This window comes from Sorangium sp. So ce726 (assembly GCF_051521405.1).
GTDB lineage: Bacteria > Myxococcota_A > Polyangia > Polyangiales > Polyangiaceae > Sorangium.
On the sequence record NZ_CP150349.1, the window covers coordinates 4,945,784 to 4,961,293 of the forward strand.

Sequence of the window (15,510 nt, forward strand, 5' to 3'; positions counted from 1 at the left end):
CATGAAGGCATCTCACGGAGTGTCGGTCGTCCTGGCGATCGCGGCGGCCGGCTGCGCGAACCTCTCGCTGCTCGAGGAGGACGTCTGCGGCAACCGCGTCGTCGAGGCGCCGGACGAGGCCTGCGATGGGCAGGAAGGCTGCGGCGCGCCCGGGAGCGCGCACCAGTGCCGCTACCTCTGCGGGGGCGCCGAAGGGTTCGTGTGCCCCGGCGGCTACGGGTGCGGCGCGGACGGCGTCTGCCGGCGGCCCGCGGGCGTGTTCGAGGAGCTCTCGGCGCGCACCATGGTCACGGCGATGGACCTCTCGGCCGGCGATATCAACGCCGACGGCTGCGACGAGCTCGTGCACACGACGCTCGAGAGCACCACGATCACGGCGCTCCCGAGCCAGGCCCCGGGCCTGTGCGCGCAGGCGGAGGAGGCGCTCCCGATCGCCCGGGCGGCGTCGAGCGAGGAGACGTCACCCGCTCCGATCCTGCGCGACCTCACGAGCGACGGCCAGCTCGAGCTCATCGTCGCCGGGCGCGGGGACGTGGTCTCCGCGCCGGGGGGCGCCGCGAACGGCCTCTTCGTGTTCTCCGCCTCCGAGAGCGCGGCCATGGCGCCCACGCTCTACGCGACCACGCGCCTCGACAGCGAGGCCGCGCGCCTCCTGTCGGCGCGGCTGCGCGGCCGCGACGCCGCGCTGATCTTCCTCGGAGCAGCCGCCGCGACGGGTGGCGCGAACGGCGGCGGTGCGGGCGGCGAGCCGCCGGCGAGCGGCGGCCCTGGCCGTGTCGCCGTCATGTCGGACCCGGCCGCGACGCCGCAGACGCTCGACGGCGACGTCGTGGCCCCCGGCGAGATCGCGGCCGCGGTCGCCGCGGATCTGGACGGGGGCGCTGCCGCGGACACCGAGCGGTGCGACGAGGCGATCGTGGCGAAGCGGGGCGACGATCGGATCCGCATCTACGCCGTGTGCGGCCCCGCAGGCTCGACCGCGCTCGCGGCGCTGCCCGAGGTGCAGCTCGGCGGCGGCGCGAGGATCCGCGACGTCAACGCGTCCCTCGCCGTGCACGATCAGAACGGCGACGGCTTCGCCGACATCGTCGTGAACGCCATCCAGGGCGATCGCGGCGAGATCCACGTCGCGTACGGCCTCGGCGACGGGCGCTTCCATTCGGCGCCGAGCCTTCCGTCCTCCGGCTCGCCCGACCAGCGCACGGGCGCGCTCTCGCTCGATGACGCGGAGCTCGAGGCCGCGCTCGCCGATCCGGACCGGATCTTCGTCGCCGGCGACTTCGACGAAGACCGCCCCGGGCCCGAGCTCGTGCCGCTCGACTGCCGCCCCAGCGCGCCGTTCCAGTCTCCGGTCTGCGGATCCATCGGCGGAGGGTGCGAGGCGATCGCCGCCGACGTGAACGCCGATGGCCACCTCGATATCGTCGCCACCGAGACGCAGCTGCCCGACATCACGGTGTACACCGGCGCTTCTGACGGCATGTTCTACACGCAGCGCGTCGCGACGCAGTGCCCGCCCCACTACCTCGCCGTCGGCGACTTCGACGGCGATCGGGTGAACGACATCGCCTACTTCGATCAGCAGGCGCGGCCTTCGTCCCCGCAGCCCTCGACCCGGCTCGACATCGCCTACGGCAACGCGTTCGCCGCGCCCTCCGCGCCGGCTGGGCACGGCCGCCTCGATCTCGCCAGCGGCCTCATCGCGGGCCGTGTCCTCCAGGAGGGCACGGGCGCGCAGCTCTTCGCCCTGCGCGGTCTCCCGCGGCCGCCCGACGCGCCGGTGGGCTCCGGCTCCGGGCTGGCGCTCATCGAGGGGGGCCGCGACCGCCTCATCCGCGCGCCGTTCTACTTCGCCGCGCCTCCCGGAGCGCAGGGTGGCATGCCGCCTGGTGCTGGCGCGCCGAGCTCCATCCTGCCCGTGAGGCTCCTCGGCGTCGCGGGCGGCAGGTTCGCGGTCGGGGCTGACGGCGAACCCCAGCAGCGCCTTGCCGCGATCACGGAGCTCGCCGTCGAGGGCGGGCCGGGGCCCGTACCCGAAGGCACGCAGCTCTGGCTGATCGCCGTCTCGCCGGAGGGGGACAACCTGCGCGCCGAGGCGTCTGGCCGGCCCGGCGAGGGGGCGCCGCCGTGCGAGGCGTGCGTGCTCGCCCCGATCGACACCGACGGCGACCGCCGCGACGAGCTCGTGTGGCTGAACGACGGCGAGCTGGCGCTCTACGCGGCCGATGGCGAGAAGCTGGTCGAGACGGCCCGGCAGGAGACGGCGCACGTGTTCAAGGCCATCGTGGAGGACGTGAACCCGCCGAAGTACGTACCGCGCCCCCTCGTCGCGGATCTGGACGGCGACGGGCAGCAGGATCTGCTCGCCCGCGCGGAGAGCGGCGAGATCGTCGCGCTCTGGGGCCGCGCCGGCGGGGGCTTCGACGAGACGGCGCTCGTCGCGCCGGAGCCTTGCGAGGGGGAGCAGGCCTGCGCGGGCCTCGCCGTGGCGCTGCTCAACGCCGACGCCGACGTCGCGCTCGAGGTCGCCGTGGCCGGGCCTGGGCGGCTCGAGCTCTACGATCTCGACGCCGGCGCGCGGGCGCTTCGCCGCCTCGAGACCGCATTCCCTGGCCCCCCGCCGGAGGCCGGCAGCGATTTCGTCGCGCTGGTCGCGGGTGACGTCGATGGGGATGGCGTCGACGATCTCGCGGTGGCGATGAGCTCCGCGTTCCTGAAGGTGTTCCGCGGCAAGCCGGTGCTGCAATGAGGGCGGCGGCTCGTCCCTTTCGCCCGTTGCTCCTCTGGGCCTCGCTGAGCCTCGCCGTGGCGCCTGCCGCCGCCCAGGCGGACGCGCGCCCGACGCCCGAGCAGGTGGCGCAGGCGGAGAGCTACTTCAACGCCGGCGCGCAGGCGTACGAGGCAGGCCAGTACCAGGTCGCCGCGGAGGCGTTCCTGGAGGCGCACGAGCGCGTGCCGAGCCCATCGCTCCTGTTCTCGGCGGCGCAGGCGTTCCGGCGGCAGTACCTCACGGAGCCGTCGCCGGACGCGCTGCGCCGCGCGATCGCCCTCTACCGCGAGTACCTGCGCCAGGATCCGAAGGCGGCGCGCCGCGAGGAGGCGGTGACGGCCCTTGGGTCGCTCGTGCCGCTGGAGGCGCGGCTCGCCGGCGAGGGCGCGGAGGCGGCGGGCGGCGAGGGCGCGACGGCGCCAGGCGGCGGCACCGTGGCGGCCGCGAGGCCGGCGGCGGGGGGGACGCGGCTCTTGCTGTCGTCGCCGGCCGAGGGGGCCCGGGTGTCGGTGGATGGCCAGCCGTTCGTCGCGGCGCCGCTCGTGGCGCCGGTCGCTCCTGGCCCGCACCGCGTGCGGGTGCAGGCGACGGGGCACTACGAGGAAGAGCTCACGGTCGTCGCGGTCGCCGGCGAGCTGATGCCGCGGCACGTCGTGCTGCGCGTGAAGCCTGCGCAGCTGCGGGTGACCGGCACGGGCGGCGCGCACATCACGGTCGACGGGGGGGTGAGGGGGACGGTGCCGACGACCGGCGCGATCGCGATCGAGCCGGGGGTTCACGTCGTCGAGGTCTCGCTGCCTGGATACGAGCTCTTCCGGAAGGAGCTCCGCGTGACGCGCGAGCAGGCGGTCGGTCTCGACGCCGATCTTCGCATGACGTCCCGACGCGTCGCCGCGTGGACGGTGCTCGGGGTCGGCGCAGCGGGCGCCGTGGCGACCGGCGTGCTCGGGGGCCTCGCCCTCGCGAGCCAGAGCGAGGCGGTCGAGCTGCGGGACCGGAAGGACGCGGGCTCGCTCACGCCGTCGGAGCGGGATCGCTACAACGCCGCGGTCGACGCGCGCGGCAGTCTCGGCGCGGCGGCGGCCGTCGCGGGCGGGGTGTCGTTCCTCGCTGCCGCTGTGGGGTTCGGGCTCTTTGCGTTCGACGAGCCGAAGGGCCTTGGCGCCGCCGCTCCCGCCGCGCCGCCGCCGAGGGATCCCGGGGTGGATGCGGAGTTCACGGTGGGATGGCGGTCGGCGGGCGTGCGGGGGCGTTTCTAGAGCCGGCCCCTCAATTCAGGTGAGAACAGGCTGCGCGAGGTGCGCCCCAGATCCGCGCCTGGGGAGGATTGGACCGCAAGGCAGTTCCGCATCGCCACGCAGAGAACGGGAGTCTCGACGAGATCCTGGTGCGGCGGCCAGCTCACGCCCGCCGCGCCGGTGGCGGCATCAAGGGCTCGGCGGACGGATCCAGTCGAGGATGTGCAGCGCACCCACGCCGTCTCCCGCGATGATGATCTTTGCGTCCGCCGTGGTGGCGCAGCAGGGGAGGTCATTGTGGGTTTCCAGGGTTGTGATGGGCGGGCCCGCCTCGACCAGGTCCCACACCTTGAGTGTCTTATCTTTGGCGGCGGAGACGGCGAAGCGGCCATCCGAAGTCGCCGCCACGCCGTTCACACCACCGGTATGCCCTTCGAGGGTGCGGAGGGGTTGCCCCGTCACGAGTTCCCACACCTTGAGCGTTGCATCCCAGGAGGCGGAGACGGCGAAGCGGCCATCCGACGTCACCGCCACGCCGAGCACATTATTGGCATGCCCTTCGAGGGTGCGGAGGGGCTGCCCCGTCGCGAGTTCCCACACCTTGAGCGTGTTGTCCCAGGAGGCGGAGACCGCGAAGCGGCCATCCGACGTCACCGCTACGCCGAACACAACATCGGTATGCCCTTCGAGGGTGCGGAGGAGGTGCCCCGTCGCGAGGTCCCATACCTTGAGCGTCTTATCCCAGGAGGCGGAGACGGCGAATCGGCCATCCGACGTCACCGCCACGCCGCTCACAACATCGGTATGCCCTTCGAGGGTGCGGAGGGGCTGCCCCGTTGCGAGGTCCCACACCTTGAGCGTCTTATCGCTGGATGCGGAGACTGCGAAGTGGCCATCCGACGTCACCGTCATGCCGAACACATAATTGGTATGCCCTTCGAGGGTGCGGAGGGACTGCCCCGTCGCGAGGTCCCACACCTTGAGCGTCTTATCCCAAGAGGCGGAGACGGCGAGGCGGCCATCCGACGTCACCGCCACCCCGGTTACAACATTGGTATGCCCTTCGAGGGTGCGGAGGAGGTGCCCCGTCGCGAGGTCCCACACCTTGAGCGTGTCGTCCCAGGAGGCGGAAACGGCGAAGCGGCCATCCGGCGTCACCGCCACGCCGAACACATCATAGGTATGCCCTTCGAGGGTGCGGAGAAGGTGCCCCGTCGCGAGATCCCACACCTTGAGCGTCTTATCCGAGGAGGCAGAGATGGCGAAGCGGCCATCGGACGTCACCGCCACGCCGCGCACAACATAGGTATGCCCTTCGAGGGTGCGGAGGAGGTGCCCCGTGGCGAGGTCCCACACCTTGAGCGTCTTATCCCAGGAGGCGGAGACGGCGTAGCGGCCATCCGACGTCACCGTCATGCCGAACACAAGATCGGTATGCCCTTCGAGGGTGCGGAGGAGGTGCCCCGTTGCAAGGTTCCACACCTTGAGCGTCTTATCGCCGGATGCGGAGACGGCGAAGCGGCCATCGGACGTCACCGCCACCGTGTGCACACCATGGGTATGTCCTTCGAGGGTGCGGAGGAGGTGCCCCGTGGCGAGGTCCCACACCTTGAGCGTCTTATCCTCTGACGCGGAGACGGCGTAGCGGCCGTCCGACGACACCGCCACGCCGTGCACACCGTGGGTATGTCCTTCGAGGGTGCGGAGAAGCCGCCCGGTCGCGAGGTCCCACGCCTTGAGCGTCTTATCCCAAGAGGCGGAGACGGCGAGGCGGTCATCCGACGTCACCGCCACCCCGGTTACAACATCGGTATGCCCTTCGAGGGTGCGGAGGAGGTGCCCCGTGGCGAGGTTCCACACCTTGAGCGTCGTATCAGCTGAGGCGGAGACGGCGAGGCGACCATCGGACGTTACCGCTACGCCGAGCACAACATTGGTATGCCCATCGAGCGTGCGCACCAGAGCCTCGGAGTCACGGCTGGTCCGAAAGCGCTCGCGCAGCCAGGACCACCGACGCTCCGCGAGCTTCGCTTCCGCCCGCTCCCGCACCTCCTCTATCGCCATGTCCAGGCATCGATTTCGGAGCTGCTGAAGGAGGAACCCGGGCTCCTTGGTCGGATCCCACCTGCGCAGGCAGTGGGCCTCTCGATCCAGCGGCCGGCTCAGCGTCTCCAGCCTGGCTCGCCCGGGTGCCCCCGTAAGCTTGATCCCGATCCGCAGATCCGTGAGCACCTCGTCGATGTTCCTCCTCGCCACCTCCTTGTGCAGCCGATCCATGTCCCGGAGCGCCTCGCCCAGCCGCTCCCCGCAGGCCGCGGCGAACGCCTCCGGTGCGTCGATCTTCTGCTTCGCGAACTCCCACGCCAGCGGCTCCAGGCGGATGCCGTTGCGCTCCCTCATCGGCTCGACGAAGGACAGCTCGCTGATTTCGCGGAGCGCGTCGTGGAGTGGGATCGGGAACCCTTCTTCGGCCTCGATCGCGAGCCCGGTGAGCAGCGAAAGGCGCGCCTGCGGGATGTCCGCGGCCACCTCCAGCAGCGCGGCGGTCTTCAGCACATCGCGTGAGTCGGCGTTCTCCAGCGCGTCCCACTGCGATTGCAGCGTCGCCTGCACCGTGGCTTCGTGCCGCGTCGCGAGCTCTTCGGGCGTGGCGCCGGTCGTGTCCGTCGCCCTCAGCAGTCCATATTTGTCCATCCGGCGCGCGTAGCCTGCGAGCGAGATCGCGGGGTTCTTGCCCAGGAACGCTGCCGCGAGCGCGATGGCCAGCGGCATCTTGCCGAACCGCCGGCAGATGGCGCCCGCCACGGTAGGGTCGTCGGCCGGCGCCCGCGCTCTCCGTCGCGAGAGCAGGAGCTTCACCGCGGCAACCTCTGGCAACACCGGGACATCGATGCTCTCGAAGCGCGCGTCGCGCCGCCGTGTCGTGACCAGCACGCGGCATCCCAGGTTTGCCGGGACAAGCCCGGCCGCGCGGTCCGTCTCGAGATCGGCGGGGTTCTCGACGTAGTCGAAGATCACCAGCGCCTCGGGCCGCGCCCGCAGGTACGCGTCGAGCGCCGCCACCAACCGGAGCTGCCGCTCCGCCTCTGGTGCGTTTTCCGCCTTCAGATCCAGGTCGACGGCGAGCTTCGCCATCGCTGGCCGCCAGTCGTCGCCGGCGGCGTTGATGAAGTAGGCCCCGTCCGGATAGCTCACCTCGTGCTCGAACGCATACTCGACCGCGAGCTGGGTCTTGCCGATGCCGCCCATCCCCGTGAGCATCACAGGCCGCCTGCCGCCGGGCTGCGGGTCCTGAAGCATCCGGTGCAGCCGCGCGAGCTCCTCGTCGCGGCCGACGAAGGACGGGTTGCGCGCGAGCGGCACCCTGAATTGCACCTTCGGCAGCTCCGCGAGCCGGAGCTGCTCCGACGTCCCCGGCACGCGCGGGCAGAGCTCGTACACCTTGGCATCGTCGAGCCGCAGGAGATTCACCTCGTTGCGACCCGAAGCGAACGCCTTCTCGATTCTGTCACCATTGAAGAGTGCGCCGTAGAACCCCTTCGAGAAGGCGACCGCCGCCTTGTCCCTGATCACGCTCGAGGTTCCGATGGCGCAGTCCACGTGCTGCGCGATGGCCTTGGCCTGCGCGAGCGAGTAGCAGGCGTTGAGCACGACACAGCGCACCGGTCCGCCTTCGAGCCGGAACAGCTCCGCGAGCGCCTCGATCGGGACCGGCGCGGGGCGCCCGTCGGCGTCGTTCAACAGCAACTCCGTGCGCTCGCCGAGACGGTCTCCTGCGCCCGGGATCGGGCGAACGTCCCCTTCGTCGGCGGCGGGCCCGGCGTGCTGCCCGTGGCCGCCGAAGTGCACGACCGTGGGCCTGTGCAGCGCAAGCGCACGGCGCACGTCCTCGATGCGCGCCGCGAGCACGGGGCGTAGCGCGAAGGCGTCGCGCAGGCGCGCCCGCATCCGCTCGTCCTCGATCTCGCGGTACTCCTCGTCGAGATCGAGCTGCCTGGTACCGGAAGGGTTTGCACTCAGGAAAAGGACGGTGGCAGGCATCGCACCCTCCTCGTCGGGGTGCGGCATCAACCGTGCCGGAGGATGCGTGAGCATCCCGCTCGACCCGACGGGTGAACCCCCCCATTCGGCGGCGAATCTCCAGCAGGGCTCGGGCTGCTCACCCCTCGCGCGCCAGGGCGAAGCGGTCGAGCTGCGCGACAGGAAGGACGCGGGCTCGCTCACGCCATCCGAGCGGGCGTCACATGGATCAACCGAAAATGAACCGCCAAGCCCGCCAAGATTTGTCCTCTCCTTGGCGTCCTTGGCGAGCTTGGCGGTTCGAATTTCTGCTCTTTTCAGGAAGTTTCAATCCGTTTGTCGCTCTGGACAAGCGCATGAACGAAGGTAGCCTGGCGCGAGCGACACCCGCCCGGATCTTGATCCATGATCGATTTGAATGACTATCTCGAGTCTGCGAGGCGGGATCACTTTCCGCGTGTCGATTGGTCTTCGCACCCATGGCGAGCGGCCCAGCCGGCGCTGCATTGGCTCGGGCTGGCTCCAGCCCCGGCGTCCAGCGAGGCACCGCCTCAACCCCTCGCGCCCCGTCAGGCACGCCGCATAGGGGATCGCATGGTCGGCGCGTTCGCCGATGAGGACCTGGGTCTCGTCTGGTCCAGCGAACGACTCGCGACAGCTCAGGCGGCAATGGCCTCTGCGAGCGGCGGTCCGCCGGAGCCCTTGCTGGCGAGCTGCTGGGACGCTCTCGGACGCCGGACGCTCGATGAGAGCTGCTACCAGTTCTGTCGCGACTTCGGCCGGCAGTTGCTCGCCCGATACCGCGATGATCCGCGCTGGGATCTCGAATGGATGCTCGCCGTCCCCAGCGCCGCTCAGGCCTGCTTTCGCTACTGGACTCTCGGCGTGAAGCCCGCGCTGTGGAGCGGCCGGGTCGAGGCAGAGACATTGAGCGCTCTCGACGGGCATCCTTTCCAGTTCTGACGGGATTGGCAGGGCGGCTGAGCCCTCGCCCCGGGATGTGTCGTGGCTCGACCGCGCTCGATCTGCGCAGGTCGGGCCCGAACGGCGCCCATGTGGGCCTCTCGATGACCTATCGGCGCCGACCCCTCCGTTTTCCATCACGGAACGCGCGCGCTCCGGAGACAGTCACGGGCATGAAGCGCTCGTCGTTGTTCGTGCAGGCTGCTCTCGTCCTCCTCGCGTGCGCCTGCGGTGACGGAGGCGATGCCGGAGGACAGGGCGGCAGCGGTGGCCAGGCGAGCGGAGGTCCGTCCACCGGCGCGACGGGCGCCGGCGCAGGCTCGTCCGCCAGCACAGCGGGGGCCGGCGCAGGCCCGTCTGCCAGCACGACGACGGGCGCCGGCGGAGGTCTCGGCCCCCACGTCCCTGAGCCCAGCACGCCGACGCGCGGCGGGACGATGACGTTCACGAACATCGGCGCGCCCGGCTGGTGGCCCCGCCGCATCGACCGCGAGCCGGGCGACCCGGCGTGCGACTACAAGGACGGCGACGACACCTGGGGTGGGCACTGCTGCATGACAGAGCATCAGACGACGAGCGACAAGCTCGCCCCGTTCGATGAGGAGATGACCCTCATCATGAAGGCCATCCGCGTGAAGCAGCTCGCCGTCTACCAGCCTGGCAGCGACCCGGCCGCCTGGCAGATGGTCTCGTCGTGGGACGCGAAGAACGGCGTGGGCTCCAATCTGCTCGTCACGGAGGGGCAGAACACGTCCGCCGACTTCACGGGCGACCTCACGAAGAAGGACTGCGTCACCTACTTCACCCAGGACAAGCCCTTCGCGTGCGGTGACGGCAAGGACTATTACTGTCCCGACGACCCCGGGATCATGCACCTCGGCTGGGCGGGCTCGAAGCTCATCGTCTTCCTGGCGTCGATGACGTTCGACGACGCGGGCGTCGAGAAATGCGACGGCGGTGGGCAGGGCCATCCCGGCCCGTGGGTCGCGTTCGTCGCGTCCGAGCTCTTTCGCGACGGCGGCCGCAAGTGGAACGGGCTCTGCAACTGCTACTCGAAGACGGGCACGGTCGGCGACGGCTGCGGCGAGATCAACGTGTTCGAGGTCGTGATGGACAACAACGAGTACAGCAACCGCGAGTTCATGAGCACCGGTGTCCGCTCGTACCAGGAGGGGCACATCGGCGGCAGCGTCTGCGGGACCGGCTGTGATCGCGACGAGTTCGCCGAGGACGTGGAGGTCGTGGATGCGTGCGCGCAGAAGGCCTACGACAAGGGGCCCGTCATCGAGGCCGGCGGGTCCTCGGACGGCTGCCCGACGTGGCGCCGGCCCATCGGCGATCGCTACTTCATGATCCTGCTCGATGAGGCGCAGCGTGCGATCCAGGTCGCGGTCATTCACCCCGAGAGGATCCCCTCCGCCGCGGCCGAGATGCTCCCCGATCTGCCGGGCGGGCTCTCGCGCGGCGCGATCGACGCCATGCTCTCGATGCGCCTGCCGGAGTGATTCCCATGAAACCGAGGAGCACCATGCACAATTTCCCTCAGCTTTCGGTGCGGTGGGTCTTCATCGCCGCCATCGCGTCCTTCGCCAGCGTACCGGCGTGTTCTGGCAGCGATGACGAGACACAGGCGTCGTCGGTGTCGAGCGGCGCTGGCGCGGGTAGCTCGAGCGGCGCCGGTGCGGGTAGCTCAAGCGGCGCCGGCGCGGGCAACTCAAGCAGCAGCGGCGCGGGCGCGGGCAGCTCGAGCGGCACCGGCGCGGGCAGCTCGAGCAGCAGCGGCGAGGGCAGCTCGAGCGGCAGCGGTGGCTCTCAGCCGACGGGCTGCAAGCGCGGCCTCGCGTATGGCTATCACTCGAAGGCCGACATGGATGTCCTCTCCCCGGCGGTGTCCTGGTGGTACAACTGGACCCATGTGCCGGACGAGGGGGTTCGGCCCGACTATTACAAGACGCTCGGCGTCGAGTACGTACCGATGGTGTGGGGCGGGGGCAACCTCGACAGCGCCGCCGCCGGCCGTATCGCCTCCGAGATCCCCGAGGGGGCGAAGTTCCTGCTCGGGTTCAACGAGCCGAACTTCGGGGCGCAGGCCGACCTTTCTGCGGCCGAAGCCGCGGCGCTCTGGCCGCACGTCGAGGCGGTGGCCGACGCGCGCGGCCTCGAGCTCGTGTCGCCGGCCGTGAACTTCTGCGGCGGCGATTGCCAGGAGACCGATCCATTCAAGTACCTGGACGACTTCTTCGCCGCGTGCAGCGGATGCCGGGTCGATTACATCGGCATCCACATCTACACCGGCTGCAAGGGAGAAGGCGACAACCAGGCCCAGTGGCTCATCAACCACATCGAGACGTACAAGTCGCGGTTCGACAAGCCCCTCTGGCTCACGGAGTTCGCGTGCGACAGCGCGGGCTCCCTCGGCGAGCAGAAGGAGTTCCTTGTCGATGCACTGGAGTACCTCGAGAACGAGCCTCGGATCGCGAGGTACGCGTGGTTCTCGGGCCGCGCCGACAACGTGCGGAACGCGAGCTTGCTCGGCGACGACGGCGAGCTCAACGAGCTCGGTCAGGCGTACGTCAGCGCGCCGCAGCACCCGTGCGGAGACTCGACAGAAAGGTAGAGCGATTCGCCGGGCAACCCACGGTCGCCGCGCCGGTGAAGCATCAAGGGCTCGGCGGATGGAGCCAGTCGAGGACGTGCAGAGCGCCCACGTCGTCTCCCGCGAGGATGATTTTGGTGTCCGTCGTGGTGGCGCAGCAAGACAGGTAAGTGTGGGTTTCCAGGGTCGTGATGGGCGGGGGCCTTTCGATCAGGTCCCACACCTTGAGCGTCTTATCCCTGGAAGCGGAGACGGCGAAGCGGCTATCCGGCGTCACCGCCACCTCGAACACGCCATCGGTATGCCCTTCGAGGGTACGGAAGAGGTGCCCCGTGGCGAGGGCCCACACCTTGAGCGTCTTATCCCAGGAGGCGGAGACGGCGAAGCGGCCGTCCGGTGTCACCGCCACGCCGAACACAGCGTCCGTATGCCCTTCGAGGGTGCGGAGGAGCTGTCCCGTAGCGAGATCCCATACCTTGAGCGTCTTATCCCCGGAGGCGGAGACGGCGAAGCGGCCATCCGGTGTCACCGCTACGTCGACCACATATTCGGTATGCCCTTCGAGGGTGCGAAGGAGCTGGCCCGTCGCGAGCTCCCACACCTTGAGCGTCTTATCCCCGGAAGTGGAGACGGCGAAGCGGCCATCCGGTGTCACCGCCACGCCGACCACATATTCGGTATGCCCTTCGAGGGTGCGGAGGAGCTGGCCCGTCGCGAGATCCCACACCTTGAGCGTCTTATCCCCGGAAGTGGAGACGGCGAAGTGGCCATCCGATGTCACCGCCACGCCGAACACCCTATCGGTATGCCCCTCGAGGGTGCGGACGGGCCGCCCCGTAGCGAGATCCCACACCTTGAGCGTCTTATCCCTGGAGGCGGAGACGGCGAAGCGGCCATCCGGTGTCACCGCCACGCCGAACACCCTATCGGTATGCCCCTCGAGGGTGCGCAAGGGTTGCCCCGCAGCGAGGTCCCATACCTTGAGCGTCTTATCCCTGGAGGCGGAGACGGCGAAGCGGCCATCTGACGTCACCGCCACGCCGAGCACATCATCGGTATGCCCTTCGAGGGTGCGGAGGAGCTGCCCCGTAGCGAGGTCCCACACCTTGAGCGTCCTGTCCTCGGAAGCGGAGACGGCGAAGCGACCATCCGGTGTCACCGCCACGCCGATCACAGGATCGGTATGACCTTCGAGGGGGCGGAGGAGCTGCCCCGTAGCGAGGTCCCACACCTTGAGCGTCTTGTCCCCGGAGGTGGAGATGGCGAAGCGGCCATCCGGTGTCACCGCGACGCCGACCACATCACCGGCATGCCCTTCGAGGGTGCGGAGGAGCTGCCCCGTAGCGAGGTCCCATACCCTGAGCGTCTCATCCCTCGAGGCGGAGACGGCGAAGTGGCCATCCGCCGTCACGGTCACGCCGAACACAGCATCGGTATGCCCTTCAAGGGTGCGGAGGAGCTTCCCCGTAGCGAGGTCCCATACCTTGAGCGTCTTATCCCAGGAGGCGGAGACGGCGAGGCGGCCATCTGACGGCACCGCCACGCCGAACACCCTGTCGGTATGCCCTTCGAGGGTGCGGAGGAGCTTCCCCGTAGCGAGATCCCATACCTTGAGCGTCTTGTCCTCGGAAGCGGAGACGGCGAAGTGACTATCCGACGTCACGACCACGTCGAGCACAGGATCGGTATGCCCTTCGAGGGTGCGAAGGAGCTGCCCTGTTGCGAGGTCCCACACCTTGAGCGTCTTGTCGAAGGAGGCGGAGACGGCGAAACGGCCATCCGACGTCACGGCCACGTCGAGCACAGGATTGGTATGCCCTTCGAGCGTGCGCACCAGCTCCTCGGAGTCACGGCTGGTTCGAAAGCGCTCGCGCAGCCAGGACCACCGGTGCTCCTCGAGCTTCGTTTCCGCCCGCTTCCGCACCTCCTCGAACCCCATGTTGAGGCATCGATTGCGGAGCTGCTGAAGGAAGAACCCGGGCTCCTTGGTCGGATCCCACCTGCGCAGGCAGTGGGCCTCTCGATCCAGCGGCCGGCTCAGCGCCTCCAGCCTGGCTCGCCCGGGCGCCCCCGCGAGCTTGATCCCGATCCGCAGATCCGTGAGCACCTCGTCGATTTTCCTACTCGCCGCCTCCTTGTGAAGCCGATCCATGTCCCGAAGTGCTTCGCCCAGGCGCTCGGCACAGGCCGCGGCGAACGCTTCCGGTGCGTCGATCTTCTGCTGCGCGAACTCCCACGCCAGCGGCTCCAGGCGGATGCCGTTGCGCTTCCTCATCGGCTCGACGAAGGACAGCTCGCTGATCTCCCGGAGCGCGTGGTGGAGCGGGATCGGGAACCCTTCTTCTGCCTCGCTCGCGATCCCGGTGAGCAGCGAGATGCGCGCTTGCGGGATGTCCGCGGCCACGTCCAGCAGCGTGGCGGTCTTCAGCACCTCTCGTGCGTCGGCATTCTCCAGCGCGTCCCACTGCGATTGCAGCGTCGCTTGCACCGTGGCTTCGTGCCGCGTCGCGAGCTCTTCGGGCGTGACTCCGGCCGTGTCCGTTGCCCTCAGCAGTCCATATCTTTCCATCCGACGCGCGTACCCAGCGAGCGAGATCGTGGGGTTCTTGCCCAGGAACGCCGCCGCGAGCTCGATGGCCAGCGGCATCGCGCCGAACCGCCGGCAGATGATGCTCGCCACCTTGGGGTCGTCCGCCGGCTGCCGTGCGTTCCGTCGCGAGAGCAGGAGCTTCACCGCCGCATCTTCCGGCAACACCGGGACATCGATGCTCTCGAAGCGCGCGTCGCGCCGCCGTGTCGTCACGAGCACGCGGCATCCCAGGCTCGCGGGCACGAGGCCGGCCGTGCGGTCCGTCTCGAGATCGGCGGGGTTCTCGGCGTAGTCGAAGATCACCAGCGCCTCGGGCCGCGCCCGCAGGTACTCCTCGAGCGCCGCCACCAGCCGGATCTGCCGCTCTGCCTCCGGCGCGTTTTCCGCCTTCAGCCCCAGCGCGACCGCGAGGTCCTTGAGCACCGGCCGCCAGTCGTCGCCGGCGGCATTGATGAAGTAGACCCCGTCCGGATAGCTCGCCTCGTGCCTGAATGCATACTCGACCGCAAGCTGCGTCTTGCCGATCCCGCCCATTCCTGTGAGCATCACAGGCCGCCTGCCGCCGGGCTGCGGGTCCTGAAGCATCCGGTGCAGCCGCGCGAGCTCCTCGTCGCGGCCGACGAAGGCGGGATTGCGCGCGAGTGGCATCCTGAATTGCACCTTCGGCAGCTCCGCGAGGCGGATCGTCTCCGGTGTCCCCGGTACGCGCGGGCAGAGCTCGTACACCTTCGCATCGTCGAGCCGCAGGAGCTCCACCTCGTTGCGACCCGAGGCGAACGCCTTCTCGATGCTGTCACCGTTGAAGAGCGCGCCGTAGAGTCCCTTCGAGAAGGCGACCGCGGCCTTGTCCCTGATAACGCTCGACGTTCCGATGGCGCAGTCCACGTGCTGCGCGATGGCCTTGGCCTGCGCGAGCGAGTAGCAGGCGTTGAGCACCACGCAGCGCACCGAGCCGCCTTCGAGCCGGAACAACTCCGCGAGCGCCTCGATCGGGACTGGTGCGGGGCGCCCGTTGGCGTCGTTCAGCAGCAGCTCCGTGCGCTCGCCGAGGCGGTCTCCGGCGCCTGGAATCGGGCGAACGTCCCCTTCGTCGGCGGTAGGCCCGGCGTGCTGCCCGTGGCCGCCGAAGTGCACGACCGTGGGCCTGTGCAGCGCGAGCGCACGGCGCACGTCGTCGATGCGCGCCGCGAGCACGGGGCGCAGCGCGAACGCGTCGCGCAGGCGCGCCCGCATCCGCTCATCCTCGATCTCGCGGTACTCCTCGTCGAGATCGAGCTGCCTGGTCCCGGAAGGGTTGGCGCTCAGGAAAAGGACGGTGGCAGGCATCGCACCC

The 15,510-nt window shown here is 69.7% G+C and carries 7 protein-coding genes; 5 read left to right on the forward strand and 2 right to left on the reverse strand.

Translation table 11 applies throughout. The features are described 5' to 3' along the window. The first annotated feature begins 1 nt into the window (after window position 1). On the forward strand, window positions 2-2,749 hold the full coding sequence (locus WME79_RS18415) for an FG-GAP repeat domain-containing protein (RefSeq protein WP_437537453.1): 2,748 nt from the start codon (window positions 2-4) through the stop codon (window positions 2,747-2,749). Window positions 2,750-2,805: 56 nt separating this feature from the next. Then, on the forward strand, window positions 2,806-4,029 hold the full coding sequence (locus tag WME79_RS18420) for a PEGA domain-containing protein (protein WP_437537455.1): 1,224 nt from the start codon (window positions 2,806-2,808) through the stop codon (window positions 4,027-4,029). A gap of 168 nt (window positions 4,030-4,197) precedes the next feature. On the opposite strand, the gene WME79_RS18425 is transcribed toward WME79_RS18420, so the two are convergent. Further along, window positions 4,198-8,049, reverse strand: coding sequence for an AAA family ATPase (locus tag WME79_RS18425; RefSeq protein WP_437537458.1), 3,852 nt, complete (start codon window positions 8,047-8,049; stop codon window positions 4,198-4,200). Between the two features lie 573 nt (window positions 8,050-8,622). On the opposite strand from WME79_RS18425, the gene WME79_RS18430 reads away from it, so the two are divergent. The 3 genes from WME79_RS18430 to WME79_RS18440 all read left to right on the forward strand — a co-directional run bounded on the left by WME79_RS18430 (window position 8,623) and on the right by WME79_RS18440 (window position 11,608). After that, on the forward strand, window positions 8,623-8,991 hold the full coding sequence (locus WME79_RS18430; RefSeq protein WP_437537461.1) for a hypothetical protein: 369 nt from the start codon (window positions 8,623-8,625) through the stop codon (window positions 8,989-8,991). 173 nt (window positions 8,992-9,164) lie between these two features. Continuing rightward, window positions 9,165-10,496, forward strand: a complete 1,332-nt coding sequence (locus tag WME79_RS18435; protein ID WP_437537463.1) for a DUF2403 domain-containing lipoprotein — start codon at window positions 9,165-9,167, stop codon at window positions 10,494-10,496. A 23-nt stretch (window positions 10,497-10,519) separates the two neighbouring features. Continuing rightward, window positions 10,520-11,608 (forward strand): glycoside hydrolase family protein, encoded by a 1,089-nt coding sequence (locus tag WME79_RS18440; RefSeq protein WP_437537466.1) that lies wholly within the window; start codon window positions 10,520-10,522, stop codon window positions 11,606-11,608. Between the two features lie 43 nt (window positions 11,609-11,651). Here WME79_RS18440 and WME79_RS18445 read toward each other — a convergent pair whose 3' ends face one another. Beyond that, entirely contained in the window at window positions 11,652-15,503 is a 3,852-nt protein-coding gene (locus WME79_RS18445; protein ID WP_437537469.1) for an AAA family ATPase, read from the reverse strand. Window positions 15,504-15,510 lie beyond the last annotated feature (7 nt).

Excerpts from the sequence above, each read along its gene's own strand:
- WME79_RS18425 (WP_437537458.1), bottom strand. The coding sequence starts at position 8,049 with ATGCCTGCCACCGTCCTTTTCCTGAGTGCAAACCCTTCCGGTACCAGG.
- WME79_RS18445 (WP_437537469.1), bottom strand. The coding sequence starts at position 15,503 with ATGCCTGCCACCGTCCTTTTCCTGAGCGCCAACCCTTCCGGGACCAGG.
- WME79_RS18415 (WP_437537453.1), top strand. The coding sequence starts at position 2 with ATGAAGGCATCTCACGGAGTGTCGGTCGTCCTGGCGATCGCGGCGGCC.
- WME79_RS18430 (WP_437537461.1), top strand. The coding sequence starts at position 8,623 with ATGGTCGGCGCGTTCGCCGATGAGGACCTGGGTCTCGTCTGGTCCAGC.
- WME79_RS18440 (WP_437537466.1), top strand. The coding sequence starts at position 10,520 with ATGCACAATTTCCCTCAGCTTTCGGTGCGGTGGGTCTTCATCGCCGCC.
- WME79_RS18435 (WP_437537463.1), top strand. The coding sequence starts at position 9,165 with ATGAAGCGCTCGTCGTTGTTCGTGCAGGCTGCTCTCGTCCTCCTCGCG.